Source organism: Streptomyces longispororuber, assembly GCF_024448165.1.
Lineage (GTDB): Bacteria > Actinomycetota > Actinomycetes > Streptomycetales > Streptomycetaceae > Streptomyces > Streptomyces longispororuber_A.
This window is the reverse complement of record NZ_JAMOLN010000048.1, coordinates 36,518-52,758: the sequence shown is the minus strand read 5'-3', so window position 1 is coordinate 52,758 and position 16,241 is coordinate 36,518. Positions and strand designations below refer to the sequence as shown.

Below are 16,241 nucleotides of genomic sequence, written 5' to 3'. Positions count from 1 at the left end.
CCGCCACCGGGCTCACCTTCCTGCCCGGCGAGGACGCCGCGGCGGCCACCGCCCGGCAGGCCGAGAAGCTCGACCGCGGCCTGGTCAGCGTGCACACCGACGCCGGGAACCTGATCACCTGGCGCTGGCTCGGCACCGACCCGGACGACGTCTCCTTCAACGTGTACCGGGCCGGTACGAAGGTCAACTCGACGCCGGTCACCGGCTCCACGAACTTCTTCCACGCCGACGCGCCCAGCTCCGCCGACTACACGGTCCGGGCGATCGTGAACGGCACCGAGCAGCCGGACTCGGCGCACGCGATCCAGTTCCGGGCCGGCTACAAGGACGTACCGATCAGCCCGCCCACGGGCGGCACCACACCCGACGGTGTCGCGTACACCTACGAGGCGAACGACGTGTCGGTCGGTGATCTCGACGGCGACGGCGTCCTCGAGTTCGTCCTCAAGTGGCAGCCCACGAACGCCAAGGACAACTCCCAGTCCGGCTACACCGGCAACACGATCGTCGACGCGGTCGAGCTCGACGGCACCCGCCTGTGGCGCGTCGACCTCGGCCGCAACATCCGCTCCGGCGCCCACTACACCCAGTTCCAGGTGTACGACTACGACGGCGACGGCAAGGCCGAGGTCGCCATGAAGACGGCCGACGGCACGACGGACGGCCAGGGCAAGGTGATCGGCAGCGCGTCCGCCGACTACCGGAACTCCAGCGGCTACGTCCTGTCCGGCCCCGAGTTCCTGACCATGTTCAACGGCCAGACGGGCGCGGCCATGGGCACCGTCGACTACGTCCCCGCGCGCGGCACGGTCTCGTCCTGGGGCGACTCGTACGGCAACCGCGTCGACCGCTTCCTCGCGGGCACCGCCTACCTGGACGGCTCCCGCCCCTCGCTCATCGAGGCGCGCGGCTACTACACGCGGACCGTGATCGCCGCGTGGGACTGGCGGGACGGAAAGTTCACCCGCCGCTGGACCTTCGACACCAACTCCTCGACGAACAGCGGCAAGGGCTACGACGGGCAGGGCTCGCACTCCCTGTCGGTCGGCGACGTCGACCGGGACGGCAAGGACGAGATCGTCTACGGCGCGATGGCCGTCGACGACAACGGCAACGGCCTGTGGACGACGAAGACCGGCCACGGCGACGCGCAGCACCTCGGCGACCTCGACCCGTCGACCGCCGGCCTGGAGTACTTCAAGGTCTCCGAGTCCACGTCCCAGCCCGCCGAGCTGTACATCGACCCGGCGAACGGCACGGTGAAGTGGAAACTCGCCGCGTGCTGCGACAACGGGCGCGGCGTCGCCGGCGACGTCTACGCGGGCAACGACGGCGCGGAGGTCTGGTCGGCGTCCGACACGTCGATCCGCGACGAGGCGGGCGCGACCAAGGGCCGCGAACCGTCCTCCGTCAACTTCCTCTCCTGGTGGGACGGCGACACCACGCGAGAACTCCTCGACGGCACCCACATCGACAAGTACGGCACGTCCTCCGACACCCGCCTCCTCACGGGCTCGGACGTCCACTCCAACAACGGGACGAAGGCCACCCCGGCCCTCTCCGGCGACATCCTGGGTGACTGGCGCGAGGAGGTCGTCTGGCCCACGTCGAACAACACGGCCCTGCGCATCTACTCGACCCCGCTGGAAACGAGCACGCGCATCACGACGCTCCTCCACGACACGATGTACCGCACGGGTCTGGCCTGGCAGAACACGGCCTACAACCAGCCCCCGCACCCGAGCTTCTTCATCGGCAACAAGATGCCGACGGCGCCGCGACCGGTGATCACGACGCCGTGAGGCCGCGCCGCTCGGTCAGCTGTAGCTCCAGCGCCAGGCGTTGGAGCTGTAGCGACAGGTGATCGCCGCCCCGCTCGCCGTCGTGGTGGAGGAGCCGTGGTCGCTGTTGCGGCAGAACTGGCCGGCCGAGTAGCAGTTGCCGGCGCTCGACACGATCGAACAGCTGCCGGCCCCGCTCTCGCTCCCGCCACCACCGCTGGAGCCTGAGCCGGAACCGGCCGCGGGCTTCGGGGTGACCGTGACCTTCACGGTCTTCGTGGCGGTCACGGTGGGCGCCGCCTCCGGCTCCGCCGTACGCGTGGCAGTGGCGGTGGCCGTCGTGGTGATGGTGGCGGTGGGCCGTGGCCGGTCCGCCGCCACTTTGGTGCTGCCGGTGTCGGTGCCGTCGTCTCCCACGGCACCGAACGCCCCACCCACGATGAACGCCAGTCCGATGGCGGGGAGCACGATGCGCTTCCGGGCCCATCTCGGCACGGCACGTGGGCCGGGCCCCGGCGGCGGTACGGGTGGGTAGGGATGGGTCATGGCGTCCCCCTGCGGTCGATGCTGAGGGGGAGAGGCTAGTGCGGCCGTCGGCAATGTGATGACTATGTGAAGGTGAAGTGATGACTTCGTGACGTGACGGCAAGGGCTCCACGGGCGCTCCGAGGGGCCGGCGGTCGACCCGCCGGCCCCTCCCGACACCTGCCGTCAGACGACCGTGCAGGGCTTCCCGTCGAGGGCGAACGCCCCCGGTTCTCCGTTCGCCGTCGCCCGGTCCCCGGTGAAGCCGAACGTCACCGCGCTGCCCGGGGCCACCTTGCCGTTCCAGCCCACGTTCCGGGCCGTGACCTTCGGGCCCGTCTGGGTCACCTCCGCGTTCCAGGACTGGGTGACCTTCTGGGCCGCGTCGTCGAAGGACCAGCCGAGGGTCCAGCCGTCCCAGGGCGTCGTGGCCGTGTTGGTGAGGGTCACGTCCGCCTGGAAGCCGCCCGGCCACTCGTTCGTGACCTTGTACGCGACCGTGCAGGCGGCGTCACCGCCGTCACCCGGGTCGGGATCGGGGTCGGGGTCCGTGGTGCCGGCCGTGTCGCCGTAGACGACGCCCCGGCCGTTCGTCGACACGTACACCCGGCCGTAGACGCGCGGGTCACCGGTGATCGCCGCGCCCGTCCACCCCCACTGGTGGGCGTCGTCGTTGATGCGGGTCCAGGACGTGCCCGCGTCCGTCGAGCGGAAGATGCCGCGGACGCCGCCGATCTTCGCGCTCGCGTAGAGCGTCGGGTACGCGGCCCCGGGCGCGGCCTTGCCGAAGCCGATCGTGTCCGCCTGGTCGACGTTCGACAGCCGGGTGAACGTGGCGCCGCCGTCCGTCGAGTGCCACAGCCCGTACGCGCCCTGCGTGGAGCCGCCCGCCAGCCAGATGTCGCCCTCGGCCCCCGGCACCGCCTTGAAACGGACCGGGCCGTCCGCCGGAAGACCCGACGACGCCTTCGCCGTGAACGTCGCGCCGCCGTCCGAACTCGCGTAGAACGTCCCGGACTTGAACGCGTAGAAGACGTTCGCGTCGGCCCGGTCCGACTCCACCACCGCGCCCGCGGGAACCCCGCTCGACGCCGTCCACGAGGACCCCGTGCCCGTCTGGACGCCCGCACCGTCCGGGCTCCACACGAACCGGCCGCCGTCCGCCGAGGCCGCGACCGTGCCGCCGCCCGTCACGCCCGCCGGATCGGCGCCCGCCGCGTACCAGTTGGCGCCGTTGTCGTTCGAGAGGGCGACGTGCGCGCCCGAGTCGACGTTCCCCGCGCGGACCACCACGTCGGGCTTGCCCTCCGCGAAGTCCAGGCTCGTCGACGACGTGAAGTTCGGTGAGGTGAACATCATCGGCGGGACCTTCGTCAGGTCCGTGTGGCGGAAGCCGCCGATGTCGCCGAGGGCCGACAGGAGCGGGGCGCCCGAGGGCGCCGACGCCAGGTCGTTGACCGCCGTCTCCTCAAGTCCCTTCACCATGGGGGTGATGGTGAAGGTGCCGCCCGTGTCCCACTTCCCGAGGTCGTTCGTGCCGTAGATCGTCGCGCCCGTCCCGTACATCATCCGGTCCGAGTCGAACGGGTCGATCTCCAGCGCCTCCGTCATCCAGCCCAGCTTCGGCGACTGCTCGGGCGGCGACGGATTCGCGCCCCAGGACAGCCAGGGCGCGGAGGACACGTCCATCGTGTAGCGGTTCACCCGGTTCGGGTACGACGTGTAGTCCCACGCCTTCGTCCACGTGCCGCCGCTGTCCGTCGAGCGGAAGATCAGCGTGTCCGGCCACCAGGAGCTGTACCCGGAGACCATGACCGTGCCCGGGTGCTGCCGGTCGACCGTCAGACCGCTGTAGCCGTAGTAGGTGTCCGCCGCCGCGACCGGGCTGACGTCCTTCCACTCGCCCGTCCTCGTCGCGTACCGCCAGACCTCGCCCTTGCCGCCGTCGTACGGTCCGCCGGTGTCGCTGTACGCGACGTAGAGGTAGCCGTTCTCGGCGTCGAGGACGCTCTTGTGGGGGAGGTAGCCGGTGGGCTGGCCCGCCACCCGCTGCCACGTCGCGCCCGCGTCCGTCGAGCGGTACAGCGGGTTCTCCTTGTCCGCGACGCCGACGTAGATCGTCTTCGTGCGGTCCGTCCCCGTCCCGCTCGACTCGTCGAACGTCACGGACACCACGCCCTGGTTGTCGGAGGCGTAGCCGGACGTGTCGGACGGGTCCTGCGCGTAGTTCCCGACGTTGGGGAAGGACGTCACCTGCGACCAGGTCACGCCCGCGTCCGTGGAGCGCCACAGGCCCTTGCCGCTGGGCGCGGCCAGGTACAGGACCTTGTTGTCGTGCGGGTCGATCGCGAGGCGCTCGCCCATGCCGCGCCCGGGCATGTTGCCGCCGAGCTTGAAGGGGAGGTCCGTCTTCTGCCAGGTCGCGCCGCGGTCGGCCGAGCGCAGGACGGCGCCCTTGCCCGGGTCCCAGTCGTTCGTGTACGTGCCGACGGCCGCGTACACCCGGTCCGGGTCGACGGAGTCCGTGGCGAGGGACGCGACGCCCGTGTGGCCCCAGTCGTCCCAGCCGACCGAGTCGAGCAGCGGCGTCCAGGACTTCGTGTCCTGGTCCCAGCGGTAGGCGCCGCCGATGTCGGTGCGGGCGTAGGCGAGGTTCTTCTCGGTGCGGTTGAAGACGATGCCGGGGACGAAACCGCCGCCGTCGATGCGCGCGTTCTTCCAGGTGTAGGTGTCGGCCGCGATCCGCGCGGCCGGCCGATCGGCGGACCGATCCGCCTGTGCCGTCTGAGGATGCGTCAGAAGCCCTGCGGCCAGGGCGAGTACGGCCGCGGTGAGCAGCCGGGTGCGTGGTCTTCGCATACGGGTTCCCGGGGGTGGGTCGGAGCATGGGGGCAGGGGAGCGGGCCGACCGGACCTCGGGGAGGAGGCCCGGCCGGCCCGCGGTGCACGGAGCGGCTGTCAGCGGGGCGTTACTCCAGCAGCTCCGCGTACGAGCCCATGGCGAGCGCGATGTCCGCCTGGGCCCAGAACCGGTGGTACGTGAACGTCGGCGCCGCGCCGCCCGCCAAGTAGGCCTCGATCTTCGACCAGTTGGGGTCGTCCTTGTAGAAGGAGCGCAGCGAGGCGAAGGTCGACGAGGAGTCGATCTTGTCGCCGTTCGGCATGGTGCCGGTCCAGCCGGACGGCACGTACACCGTGTCGCCGAACCGGCTGTAGTCGGTCCGCGTCTCGGGCACCGCGATGCCGAGCGCGTCCTGGTCGTTCTGCCACATGCCGTCGAGCAGCGCCTTCGCCGTCGACTTGGCCTGCGCGTCACCGGACTTGGCCGCGTAGTACGTCAGCGTCTTGGCGTACGCCGCCGCCACGCCCACGTCGTTCGTGTAGTCGGCGACCGTGACGTGAAGGCCCGAGTTGGCGCCGGGACTCGACGCGTTCCAGGTGTCCGGCTTGCCCGACCACTGGAGGGTGGAGGGGATCTGGAACGTGCCGTCGGGGTTGACCGTCGTCTTGGACAGGGCCCAGTCGACCCACTTGTCCAGGACCGCCTTCGCGTCGGCGTCCCCCGTCTGCTGGTAGTACTCGGCGACGCGCTCCATCGACCACGCCTGGAAGCCGAACCACTGGTTCGACGGCGGGTCGTGGTAGACGGGCGCCTCGTCGTAGAACATGCCGTAGAACGTCGGCGTGCCGGACGGCGGGGTGCCGTAGCTGCCGCCCCAGCTGTTGGTCGCGCCGCCCGCGATGGCGCCCTCGTCCGACTGCAGCCAGCGGTAGAACTCCAGCTGACGGTCGAGCGACTTGGCCCAGTCGGCCTGTCCCGTGGCCGACTTGGGCTTCAGGTCGGCGTACGAGGAGAGCGCGTACGCGGCGAGCGGGTTCTGGTAGCCGCCGTGCGTGTGGCTCGAACCGATGCGCCAGGCCCAGCCCGCCGAGGTGTCGGTGGCGCCGCCCCACGCGTAGTACCAGGACATCAGGTAGTGGGAGGCGTCCTTGCCGGTGCCGGCCGGGCAGCTGCTCGCGCCCACGCAGTTGCCGACCTTCTTGAAGTACTTGTCGTACATCGAGTACCGGAGGTAGTCGCCCATCTTCGCCGCCTTGCCGACGGTCGAGGAGACCTCGGAGCCCTTGCCCTGCTCCTTGGCCCAGACGTCCGCCCAGTACGCGGCCTGCACGGCCCGCGCGTCGGCGTCCGGGGCGTTGGTGAACTTCCACTGCTTGGCGTACGAGGAGTCACCGGTGAACAGGTCCAGGTACCCGTTCGTGCCGCCGTACTTGAAGGCGTCGCAGGTCGGCTGCGGCACCGTCTCCCACACCGACTCCTGCGCACCGCGCTGGAACGTGTTGATGTACGACGGTCCGGTCGCGGTCGGGCCCGCCTCGCACTTGCCGGGCTCGTTGCCGTAGCCGTAGACGTTGTCGACGTCCTGCAGCCAGTGCATGCCGTACACGTCGTCCGTGCCGTACGCGCTCTTCAGCTCGGCCGCGATCGGGTCGCTGCCGACGGAGACCGACCCGTCGAGCTTCGCCGGGTACTGCGACGGAAGGTCGTGCTCGGGGGCGTACGTCGCGGGCTTCGAGGCGTTGTAGAACGAGTTCGTCGGCTGGTCCGCGTGCGTGGGGATCATGTACTTCTCCATGATCTCCCAGGCCCCGTTGAACTTGGACCAGTCGCCGCTCACCTTCCCGTACATGGCCTGGAGCCACAGGAGGTACGAGTACGCCTCCGACGTCGTCTCGTGGCCGTGGTCGGGCGCCTCGACGATCAGCGTCTCGACCGAGTGGTACGGGATGCCCTCCGGCGAGAAGTAGCCGTTCGCCGGATCGGTGATCTTCCCGTAGAGGTCGAGGAAGCGGGTGTCGTACTCCTTGCCCGCCGCGAGCTGCGTGACGACGACCTCGGCCTTGGCGTGGCCGGGTGCCGTGATCGCGAAGGTCGCCGCGCCGGTGCCGGAGGAGTCGGCGGCCACCGTCACCTTCTGCGCCGTGTTCCAGTTCGACGGCGTGAAGGTGAGGCTCGCGCCGGACGACACCGACAGGCCGGTGTTGCCGCTCGCGCGGGCCGTGCTGACCGTGACGTTCGCGCTGGGCTGCGTCGACAGCTTGACGTCGAAGGTCCCCGACTTGCCCTGCTGGACGCCGAGTTGGGACGGCATCGCGACGACGGCGGGGCCGGTGGCGACCGTGATGCCGACCGGGGTCGACTCGCCGGACGCGCCCTGGCTGTCGTACGCCTTCGCGTACAGCGAGTGCGTGCCGGCCGTCAGGTCGTCCGTGCCCAGCTCGTACGGGGACGTCGTGTCCGTGCCGAGGAGCGTCGTGTCGTCGTAGAACTCGACCTTGTCGACGGTGGCCCCGTCGGCGGCGGCCGCGGTCGCCGCGAGCGGCACCACGTCACCGGCCGAGTAGACCGCGCCGGCCTGGGGCGAGGTGAGCACGGTGACCGGCGGCTGGTGGGCGCCCGCGCAGGTCGTGCCGTTGATCGCGAAATTCGTGGGCGCCGAATTCGAGCCACTGTAAGTGAATTGCGCACCGGTCGACGTGGCGGCGCCCGCCGCGATCTTTCCGTTGTATCCGGCGTCCTTCACCGTGATGTTCTTGCCGGACTGCGACCAGGTGCCGCTCCAGCCATTGGTGAGTTTCTGGTCACCGGTGTACGCGTAGGTGAGGGTCCAGCCGTCGATCGCCGCGGAGCCGCGGTTGGTGATCGTCAGATCGGCCGTGAAGCCGGATCCCCAGTCGTTGGTCTTGTAGTCGACGCTGCACTCAACTGCCGCTGCCTCAGCGGTCGTTGGCAGAGCGGCGAGCGTGGCGAGCGGTAGTGCCAGGGCGGCCGCCACGGCGGTCCACAACCGCCGGGCCGGTCTTCTGGGCATGGGGGGTTCCTCCTTGCGGCTCGAACAACCTGTGAACCAGTGGGAGCGCTCCCAAGGATGGGGACGAGGAAAATGAGGGTCAAGAGGCTTGAAGAGTCGAATTAATTCGACAGTGGAAATTCTGAACTCGTCTGTTGCTTGACGGCAGTTCCTTCTCTACAGTCCTCCAGCAACCAGTGGGAGCGATTCCATCAGTCGACGTGCCGGCCCCGTGCCGTCCCGCCAGAGCTGCAAGGAGTCGCTCATGCGACACCCCCCGCACCACCCCCCGCAGCACGTCCTCTCTGCGTTACGCGCCTCCCTCGTGGCGTGTGCCGTCACCGCGGCCACGCTCGTACCCCTGACCGGCACCGCATCGGCGGTCGCCCCCGCCTGCGCCGTGGAGTACTCCGTCACGTCGCAGTGGGACAGCGGCTTCCAGGCGGCCGTGAAGGTCACCAACAACGGTGCGGCGAAGGACAGTTGGAGCCTGTCCTTCGACTTCGCCGACGGGCAGGAGGTCACCCAGGGCTGGAGCGCCAAGTGGTCCCAGTCCGGCGCCACCGCGACCGCGGCCAACGAGTCCTGGAACGGCACGCTCGCGACCGGCGCGAGCGTCTCGGCCGGGTTCATCGGATCCTGGTCCGGCGCCAACACCGTGCCCAAGACCTTCAAGCTGAACGGCACCACCTGCAACACCGACATCACCGACCCGACGGACCCCACGGACCCGACCGATCCGACGGATCCCGGTGACGGCACCGCCCCGGCCCTGAAGGCGTCCGGGAACAAGCTGGTCGACGCCACCGGCGCCACCCGGCGCATCCTCGGCGTGAACCGCTCCGGCGGCGAGTTCATGTGCGTCCAGGGCTACGGGATCTTCGACGGCCCGGTCGACGACGCGTCGGTGCAGGCGATCGCCGACTGGAAGGCGAACGCCGTCCGCATCCCGCTCAACGAGGAGTGCTGGCTCGGCCTGTCCAACATCAAACCCGAGTACGGAGGTGCCAACTACCAGTCCGCCATCAAGGACCTGGTGACCAAGGTCAAGGCGCACGGCATGACGCCGATCCTCGAACTGCACTGGTCCTACGGCCAGTACACCGGGAACTCGGCGGGCTGCTCCGACGTGCACGCCACCTGCCAGAAGCCGATGCCGGACGCCCAGTACACGCCCGCCTTCTGGTCGTCGGTCGCCACCGCCTACAAGGACGACCCGACCGTCGTCTTCGACCTGTTCAACGAGCCGTATCCGGACCGCGCCACCTCGAACCTGACCGAGGCGTGGACCTGTTGGAAGGACGGCGGCACCTGCCCCGGCATCGGCTACGAAGTCGCCGGCATGCAGGACCTCGTCGACGCGATCCGCACCAGCGGGGCCGGGAACCTGATCCTGGCCGGCGGTCTCGCCTACTCCAACGACCTGCGGCAGTGGCTGCAGCACCAGCCGGCCGACCCGGCGGGCAACATCGCCGCCGCGTACCACGTCTACAACTTCAACAGCTGCGCCAGTGAGAGCTGCTGGGACGAACAGCTCGCTCCCGTCGCGGCCCAGGTCCCCCTGATCGCGGGGGAGATCGGCGAGAACACCTGCTCCCACGGGTTCATCGACCGCGTCATGAAGTGGTTCGACGACCGGAAGCTCTCGTACCTCGGCTGGACCTGGAACACCTGGGACTGCTCGTCAGGTCCCTCGCTGATCAGTGATTACGACGGCACGCCGACCGCGTTCGGGGCCGGCCTGCGCGACCACCTGCAAGCCGTCGGCGAATGAGCCTGCCAAGCCCGTCCGTGCGCAACGAAACAGGACCGAAAGGGACACCCCACACCATGAGCCGTACCAGAACCAGGGCCGGCACCGCCGTGCTCGCCACCCTCGCCCTCACCGGCGCCGCCTGCGTGGGCACCGCCGCGGCCATCCCGGCCGACATCGGTGCCGCGGCCGCCGCGTGCACCGTGGACTACACAGTGCAGAACCAGTGGGACACGGGCTTCACCACCGCCGTCACCGTCACCAACAATGGCGCGGCGGTGAACAGTTGGAACCTCACCTGGTCCTTCGCGGGCAATCAGAAGGTGAGCAGCGGCTGGAACGCCGACATCTCCCAGTCGGGCACCGCGGTCACCGCGAAGAACCTCTCGTACAACGGCGCCCTCGCCACCGGCGGCTCCGCCTCGTTCGGCTTCAACGGCACCTACAGCGGCAGCAACGCCCAGCCGGCCACGTTCAAGCTGAACGGCGTCACCTGCAACGAGGACACCGACCCCACCGACCCCACGGATCCGACCGATCCCACGGACCCGACCGGCCCCGGTGACCGCGTCGACAACCCGTACGCCGGCGCCAAGGTGTACGTGAACCCGGAGTGGTCGGCCAAGGCCAGGGCCGAGACCGGCGGCAGCCGCATCGCCGACCAGCCCACCGGCGTCTGGCTGGACCGCATCGCCGCGATCAACGGCGTCGGCGACGGCATGGGCCTGCGCGACCACCTCGACGCGGCGCTCGCCCAGAAGGGCAGCGGCGAAGAGGTCGTGCAGCTCGTCGTCTACGACCTGCCGGGCCGCGACTGCGCCGCCCTCGCCTCCAACGGCGAGCTCGGCCCGACGGACATCGACAAGTACAAGAGCGACTTCATCGACCCGATCGCCGCGATCCTCGCCGACTCCAAGTACGCGGGCCTGCGCATCGTCACCACGATCGAGATCGACTCGCTGCCCAACCTCGTCACCAACGTCAGCGGACGCCCCACGGCCACGCCCAACTGCGACGTGATGAAGGCCAACGGCAACTACCAGAAGGGCGTCGGCTACGCCCTGGACAAGCTCGGTGACATCCCGAACGTCTACAACTACATCGACGCGGGCCACCACGGCTGGCTCGGCTGGGACGACAACTTCGGCGCCTCCGCCGAGCTGTTCAAGACGACCGCCACCAGCAACGGCGCGCAGCTGTCCGACGTCCACGGCTTCATCGTGAACACGGCCAACTACAGCGCCCTCAAGGAGGACAACTTCGCGATCGGCGACTCGGTCGGCGGCAAGTCCGTCCGCGAGTCGAAGTGGGTCGACTGGAACCGCTACACCGACGAGCTCTCGTACGCCCAGGCCATGCGCACCAAGCTCGTCTCGCTCGGCTTCGACCAGAACCTCGGCATGCTGATCGACACCTCCCGCAACGGCTGGGGCGGCACGGCCCGGCCCACCGGACCCGGGGCCACGACGGACGTGGACACGTACGTGGACGGCGGCCGCTACGACCGCCGCATCCACCTCGGCAACTGGTGCAACCAGAGCGGAGCCGGCCTCGGTGAGCGGCCGCAGGCCAACCCCGCCACCGGCATCGACGCCTACGTGTGGATGAAGCCGCCGGGTGAGTCCGACGGTTCGAGCACCGCCATCGACAACGACGAGGGCAAGGGCTTCGACGGCATGTGCGACCCGACGTACACGGGCAACCCGCGCAACAACAACCACATGTCCGGGGCGCTGCCGAACGCGCCGCTGTCCGGGCACTGGTTCTCCGCCCAGTTCCAGGAACTGATGAAGAACGCCTACCCGGCGCTCTGACCGGTCCGCACGCGGAGGTCCGCCGGGGCCGGGGCGTCGAGCCCCAGGCCCCGGCGGATCGCCGTCTCCACGGGTGAGTACGCGCCGTCCGCCCGGTCCAGCTCGTACGGCGCCGCCGGCAGCAGCGGCGGCTGCGCGAGGAAGCGGGGCCGGGTTCCGTGGTGCGGCTGCGCGGCGTGCACCAGGAACGGATGACACAGGAAGACGTCGCCGGGGGAGCCCGTCGCGTACGCCTGCGGCCGGTGCTCGGACGCCGCGTCGAGCTCGGCCGCGAACGTCAGCCCGCTCGCCCCCTCCTCCCCGTACGGCGCGAGGACCCGCGGCGCGTCCAGGTGCGAGCCGACCCGGATCCGCGTCGGGGCGTCGTCCTCGCCCACCTCGCTGAACAGGAACAGCATGAGCAGCGCGCGGTCCCGCGAGCGGACGTTGGTGAAGGGCCAGGTTGCGCCCTCCGGCTGGTAGCTGCCCTCGATGTGCCAGCCCGCGTCGTCCGGCTCCTCCGCGTGCGGGAAGCGCAGCGGGAAGGTCCCGAGCGAGTAGCGCGGCTGCCAGCGGCCCGCACCCACCAGCAGGTCGTACGCGTGGTGCAGCGCGGGGGAGTTGGGCGCGGCGGCGAACGGGCCCTGCGCGAGCCCGCCCACCCAGTGCACGGGCCGCGTCCACGTCGCCGGATCGTCCGGGTCGCAGCCCGTCTCCCGCCACAGCAGCCGCGCACAGTCCGCGGCGACGCGCGGCGCGACCGCGCCCGTCAGCTTCACGAAGCCGTCCCGCAGGAACCGCTCCACCAGAGTCGTGTCGTCCATGCGCCCAGAGTGGTCCGGCCGGCCGCGGGGACGCCCGACACTTTCCGCACCGATTTGCTCAAGCGGCAACAAGACTTGCCTGTACCGGGAGTGCCGCGCACCCTGGGAGAACACCGAAGGCGGACGCGAAGGGCGGCGAGCACACCGATGGCACACGGCCACGACCAGCACGGACACGACGGACACGGGCACGGCGGGCACGGGCACCACCACGACCACAGCGACCTGGACTGGGCGGAGATGGTTCCGCACCTGGAGCGCAACGCGTCCGTCTACGCGCCCATGTACACCGAGGCCCTCGGCTGGCTGCGCGCGGCGCGGCCCGGCGGCACCGGCCTGATCGTCGACGCGGGCAGCGGCCCCGCGGCCGTCTCGGTCCAGCTGGCCGCGGCCTTCCCCGAGGCCCGGATCGTCGCCGCCGACCCCGAGGAGGCGCTGCTGGCCCGCGCCACCGAGCGCGCCGCCGAGGAGGGCCTCGCCGACCGGATCAGCACGCTGCGGGTCGAACTGCCCGACGACATCGACGCGTTGCCGTCCGCGGACCTCATCTGGGCGGCCCGCTCCCTGCACCACGTCGGCGACCAGCGGGCCGCCGTCGCCGCGCTCGCCGGACGGCTCGCCCCCGGCGGTACGCTCGCGCTCGTCGAGGGCGGCCTGCCGTGGCGCAGCCTGCCCCGCGACTTCGGCATCGGCCGTCCCGGGCTGCACGCCCGCGCCGACGCGATCGAGGAGGACTGGTTCGCCGGGATGCGGTCGTCCCTGCCGGGGGCCAAGGAGGACGCGGAGAACTGGACGGCGCTCCTGACGGACGCGGGCCTGACCGCCGCGACCAGCCGGACGTTCCTCCTCGACCTGCCCGCGCCGCTGTCGCCGGGCGGCCGCGAGCTGGTCGTCGAACTGTGGGGGCGGCGCCGCGAGATGTTCGCCGACGACCTGTCCGCCGAGGACCTCGCCACCCTCGACCGGCTCCTCGACCCGGCCGACCCGCAGAGCCTGCACCGCCGCGACGACGTGTTCCTGCTGACGGCGCACACGGTGCACACCGCCGTGAAGGGCTAGTTCAGGAGCGCCGCGAGGCGGTTCCGGGCGCCAGGTTCGGGCCCAACTCGCCCAGAACCGCCTGGAGTCGACCGGCGTCGAGCGCGGGGTCCGGGAGTGGTTCCAGGTCCGGTGCCGCGCGCAGTCCGGCGAGGAGCAGGGCCAGCGGGCGGCGCCAGGCGTCGGGGGCGGCCGCGGCCGTGAGCGCCGGGACCGCGCGCCCGAGCGCGGCCAGCGCGAAGAGGACGTCCTCCGCGGTGACGTCGGGCCGGACGGTGCCCTCCGACCGGCCGCGGTCCAGCAGCAGTTCCATCGTGCGCCGGTTGTGCGCGTGCACGGCCTCCAGGGCGTCGATGCCCTGGAGGTTCGTCGTCATGAGGTCGCCCGCGGCGCGGTCGGCGGCGAGCACCGCGAAGACGGCGTCGAGATAGCCGGTCAGACCCGCCCAGGCGTCCGGCGCCGACCGGGCCAGCTCGCCCGCCTCCATCGTGCCGCCCAGCGGATCGCGGAAGACCGCGTCGACGAGCGCGGCCCGGTCGGGGAAGTGGCGGTAGAGCGTCGCGTTGCCGACCCCGGCCCGGCGGGCGATGACGTCGAGCGGCGCCTCCAGGCCCTGCTCGACGAAGACCTCGTGGGCCGCCTCGACGAGCAGCTCCCGATTGCGGCGCGCGTCGCGCCTGCGCGGGGCCGCCGCGCCCTGTTCCCCGGTGGTCATCAGGTCCTCCGCCATCCTTCGCGGCCGCTCCGGCCGGTCTTACCGGGGAGTGCTCCCCGGTAAGGATGCTATCGTCCACCAGGGAAACGGGGAGTACTCCCCATTTCCCTGGAAGGGGCGGTCCATGGACGGAACGGCACTGGTGCTCGGCGGCGGCGGACCGGTCGGCGGCGCCTGGCTGGTCGGCGTGCTCGCCGGACTGGCGGACGCGGGTCTCGACCTCGACCGGGCCGAGGTCGTCGTCGGCGCCTCCGCCGGCGCGATCTTCGGAGCACGCCTGGCGGCCGGGGAGTCGCCGCGCGCACTGTACGAGCGTCAACTCGCCGAGGACGACCGGGTGGAGCTCGGCGTCACGCTCTCCCAGACCGTGCGCTTCCTGTGGGCGGCCCTCGGCTCCCGCGACCCCGACCGCTCCGCACGGCGCCTCGGCCGTGCCGCGCTGCGGGCGCGGACCGTACCGGAGGCCGAGAGCCTCGACACCGTGCGCACGCTGCTGCGCGGGGTGCGGGAGTGGCCCGGGCGTCCGCTGCGGATCGCGGCGGTCGACGCGGTGACCGGGGAGACGGCCCTCTTCGACCGGGAGGCGGGGGTCGGCCTCGTCGAGGCGGTCGCCGCCAGTTGCGCCGTCCCGCTGGTCTGGCCGCCCGCGACGCTGGCCGGGCGCCGCTGGATGGACGGCGGCAGCCGGGAGACCACACCCCTCGACGCGGCCCGCGGGTACCGGCGCGTCCTGGCCGTCTCGCCGCTGCCGTCCGCCGTCGGCCCGCACCGCTCCGCCCACCGGCAGGCCGACGCGCTACGGGCCGGGGGCGCCGCCGTCGCCCTCCTGACCCCGGACCGTACCGCCCGCCGCGCCATGGGCCGCGACATGACCGCGAACCACCGCCGCCCCGCCGCGGCCCGCGCCGGCCACGCCCAGGCGACGGGCGCCGCCGACGCGATCGCGCGCACCCTGAAGGGCTGAAGGCGGGCCGGCACGGACGAGGCCGCCGTCGCGGGACACGGGGGTGTCCGCGACGGCGGCCTCGGTGGAGCGGGCGGGCCGGAGGGCTCAGGCGACGTCGAACGCGGCCGGGTCCGGGCCGATGCGACGGTCCTCGTTGAGCGCGCTGATCGCGCCGAGGTCCTCGGTGTCCAGTTCAAAGCTGAACACGTCGATGTTCTCCTTGATCCGCGAAGGCGTCACGGACTTGGGGATCACCACGTTGCCCAGCTGGACGTGCCAGCGGAGCACGACCTGCGCGGGGGTGCGGCCGTGCTTCTGCGCGATCGCGACGATCGCCGGGACCTCCAGGAGGCCCTTGCCCTGGCCGAGCGGCGACCAGGCCTCGGTCGCGATGCCCAGCTCCGCGTGCCGCTCGCGGGAGACACGCTGCTGGAGGTGCGGGTGCAGCTCGATCTGGTTCACGGCCGGGATGACCGACGTCTCGTCCGTCAGCCGGTCCAGGTGCTCCGGCAGGAAGTTCGAGACGCCGATGGCCTTGGCGCGGCCGTCCGCGTACAGCTTCTCGAAGGCCTTGTACGTGTCCACGTACGTGTCCTTGGACGGCAGCGGCCAGTGGATCAGGTACAGGTCCACGTAGTCGAGGCCGAGCTTGGCGAGCGACGTGTCGAAGGCGCGCAGGGTGGCGTCGTGGCCCTGGTCGGCGTTCCACAGCTTCGTCGTGACGAAGAGCTCCTCGCGGGCCACGCCGGACGCGGCGATCGCCTTGCCCGTGCCCTCTTCGTTGCCGTAGATCGCGGCGGTGTCGATGCTGCGGTACCCGGCCTCCAGGGCCGTCGCGACCGCCTTCTGAGCCTCGTCGTCCGGCACCTGCCACACGCCGAACCCGAGCTGGGGCATCTCGACGCCGTTGTTCAGGATGATCGGGGGAACCTTGCTCACGAGGTGTCGGTCCTTTAAGTCGTCGGGTGGTACTCCCATGGTCAACGATCACGGGCGTACGTGCATTCCTGTCGC

At 71.1% G+C, this 16,241-nt stretch carries 11 protein-coding genes; 5 read left to right on the top strand and 6 right to left on the bottom strand.

Annotated features, from left to right (window positions below):
- The coding region (locus tag M4J07_RS16365) for a rhamnogalacturonan lyase (RefSeq protein ID WP_374215048.1) at nucleotides 1–1,802 on the top strand (1,802 nt) is incomplete at its 5' end.
- 15 nt (nucleotides 1,803–1,817) lie between these two features.
- On the opposite strand, the gene M4J07_RS16360 is transcribed toward M4J07_RS16365, so the two are convergent.
- From M4J07_RS16360 to M4J07_RS16350, 3 genes are all read right to left on the bottom strand, one after another.
- On the bottom strand, nucleotides 1,818–2,327 hold the full coding sequence (locus M4J07_RS16360; protein WP_255972487.1) for a hypothetical protein: 510 nt from the start codon (nucleotides 2,325–2,327) through the stop codon (nucleotides 1,818–1,820).
- Between the two features lie 165 nt (nucleotides 2,328–2,492).
- On the bottom strand, nucleotides 2,493–5,165 hold the full coding sequence (locus M4J07_RS16355) for a cellulose binding domain-containing protein (RefSeq protein ID WP_255972485.1): 2,673 nt from the start codon (nucleotides 5,163–5,165) through the stop codon (nucleotides 2,493–2,495).
- Nucleotides 5,166–5,275: 110 nt separating this feature from the next.
- Nucleotides 5,276–8,179 carry a glycoside hydrolase family 48 protein gene (locus M4J07_RS16350; protein WP_255972483.1) on the bottom strand — a complete coding sequence of 968 codons (2,904 nt, stop codon included), beginning with the start codon at nucleotides 8,177–8,179 and terminating at the stop codon, nucleotides 5,276–5,278.
- A gap of 244 nt (nucleotides 8,180–8,423) precedes the next feature.
- Between M4J07_RS16350 and M4J07_RS16345 the strand changes: the two genes are divergently transcribed.
- Nucleotides 8,424–9,932, top strand: a complete 1,509-nt coding sequence (locus M4J07_RS16345) for a cellulose binding domain-containing protein (RefSeq protein WP_255972481.1) — start codon at nucleotides 8,424–8,426, stop codon at nucleotides 9,930–9,932.
- A gap of 56 nt (nucleotides 9,933–9,988) precedes the next feature.
- On the top strand, nucleotides 9,989–11,725 hold the full coding sequence (locus M4J07_RS16340) for a glycoside hydrolase family 6 protein (protein WP_255972479.1): 1,737 nt from the start codon (nucleotides 9,989–9,991) through the stop codon (nucleotides 11,723–11,725).
- Here the strand turns inward: M4J07_RS16340 and M4J07_RS16335 are convergent.
- Nucleotides 11,710–12,528 (bottom strand): phytanoyl-CoA dioxygenase family protein, encoded by an 819-nt coding sequence (locus M4J07_RS16335; protein ID WP_255972477.1) that lies wholly within the window; start codon nucleotides 12,526–12,528, stop codon nucleotides 11,710–11,712. The genes M4J07_RS16340 and M4J07_RS16335 overlap by 16 nt on opposite strands.
- Nucleotides 12,529–12,675: 147 nt before the next feature.
- Here M4J07_RS16335 and M4J07_RS16330 point away from each other — a divergent pair, with 147 nt between their 5' ends.
- Nucleotides 12,676–13,587, top strand: a complete 912-nt coding sequence (locus M4J07_RS16330; protein WP_255972476.1) for a class I SAM-dependent methyltransferase — start codon at nucleotides 12,676–12,678, stop codon at nucleotides 13,585–13,587.
- Nucleotide 13,588: 1 nt separating this feature from the next.
- On the opposite strand, the gene M4J07_RS16325 is transcribed toward M4J07_RS16330, so the two are convergent.
- Nucleotides 13,589–14,281, bottom strand: a complete 693-nt coding sequence (locus tag M4J07_RS16325) for a TetR/AcrR family transcriptional regulator (RefSeq protein ID WP_255972474.1) — start codon at nucleotides 14,279–14,281, stop codon at nucleotides 13,589–13,591.
- A gap of 124 nt (nucleotides 14,282–14,405) precedes the next feature.
- On the opposite strand from M4J07_RS16325, the gene M4J07_RS16320 reads away from it, so the two are divergent.
- Nucleotides 14,406–15,245 (top strand): patatin-like phospholipase family protein, encoded by an 840-nt coding sequence (locus M4J07_RS16320; protein ID WP_255972473.1) that lies wholly within the window; start codon nucleotides 14,406–14,408, stop codon nucleotides 15,243–15,245.
- An 87-nt stretch (nucleotides 15,246–15,332) separates the two neighbouring features.
- On the opposite strand, the gene M4J07_RS16315 is transcribed toward M4J07_RS16320, so the two are convergent.
- Nucleotides 15,333–16,205: an aldo/keto reductase gene (locus M4J07_RS16315; protein ID WP_305127785.1), complete on the bottom strand. Its 873-nt coding sequence runs from the start codon at nucleotides 16,203–16,205 to the stop codon at nucleotides 15,333–15,335.
- Nucleotides 16,206–16,241: the final 36 nt, after the last annotated feature.

Excerpts from the sequence above, each read along its gene's own strand:
- M4J07_RS16360 (WP_255972487.1), bottom strand. The coding sequence starts at position 2,327 with ATGACCCATCCCTACCCACCCGTACCGCCGCCGGGGCCCGGCCCACGT.
- M4J07_RS16355 (WP_255972485.1), bottom strand. The coding sequence starts at position 5,165 with ATGCGAAGACCACGCACCCGGCTGCTCACCGCGGCCGTACTCGCCCTG.
- M4J07_RS16350 (WP_255972483.1), bottom strand. The coding sequence starts at position 8,179 with ATGCCCAGAAGACCGGCCCGGCGGTTGTGGACCGCCGTGGCGGCCGCC.
- M4J07_RS16345 (WP_255972481.1), top strand. The coding sequence starts at position 8,424 with ATGCGACACCCCCCGCACCACCCCCCGCAGCACGTCCTCTCTGCGTTA.
- M4J07_RS16340 (WP_255972479.1), top strand. The coding sequence starts at position 9,989 with ATGAGCCGTACCAGAACCAGGGCCGGCACCGCCGTGCTCGCCACCCTC.
- M4J07_RS16335 (WP_255972477.1), bottom strand. The coding sequence starts at position 12,528 with ATGGACGACACGACTCTGGTGGAGCGGTTCCTGCGGGACGGCTTCGTG.
- M4J07_RS16330 (WP_255972476.1), top strand. The coding sequence starts at position 12,676 with ATGGCACACGGCCACGACCAGCACGGACACGACGGACACGGGCACGGC.
- M4J07_RS16325 (WP_255972474.1), bottom strand. The coding sequence starts at position 14,281 with ATGACCACCGGGGAACAGGGCGCGGCGGCCCCGCGCAGGCGCGACGCG.
- M4J07_RS16320 (WP_255972473.1), top strand. The coding sequence starts at position 14,406 with ATGGACGGAACGGCACTGGTGCTCGGCGGCGGCGGACCGGTCGGCGGC.
- M4J07_RS16315 (WP_305127785.1), bottom strand. The coding sequence starts at position 16,205 with ATGGGAGTACCACCCGACGACTTAAAGGACCGACACCTCGTGAGCAAG.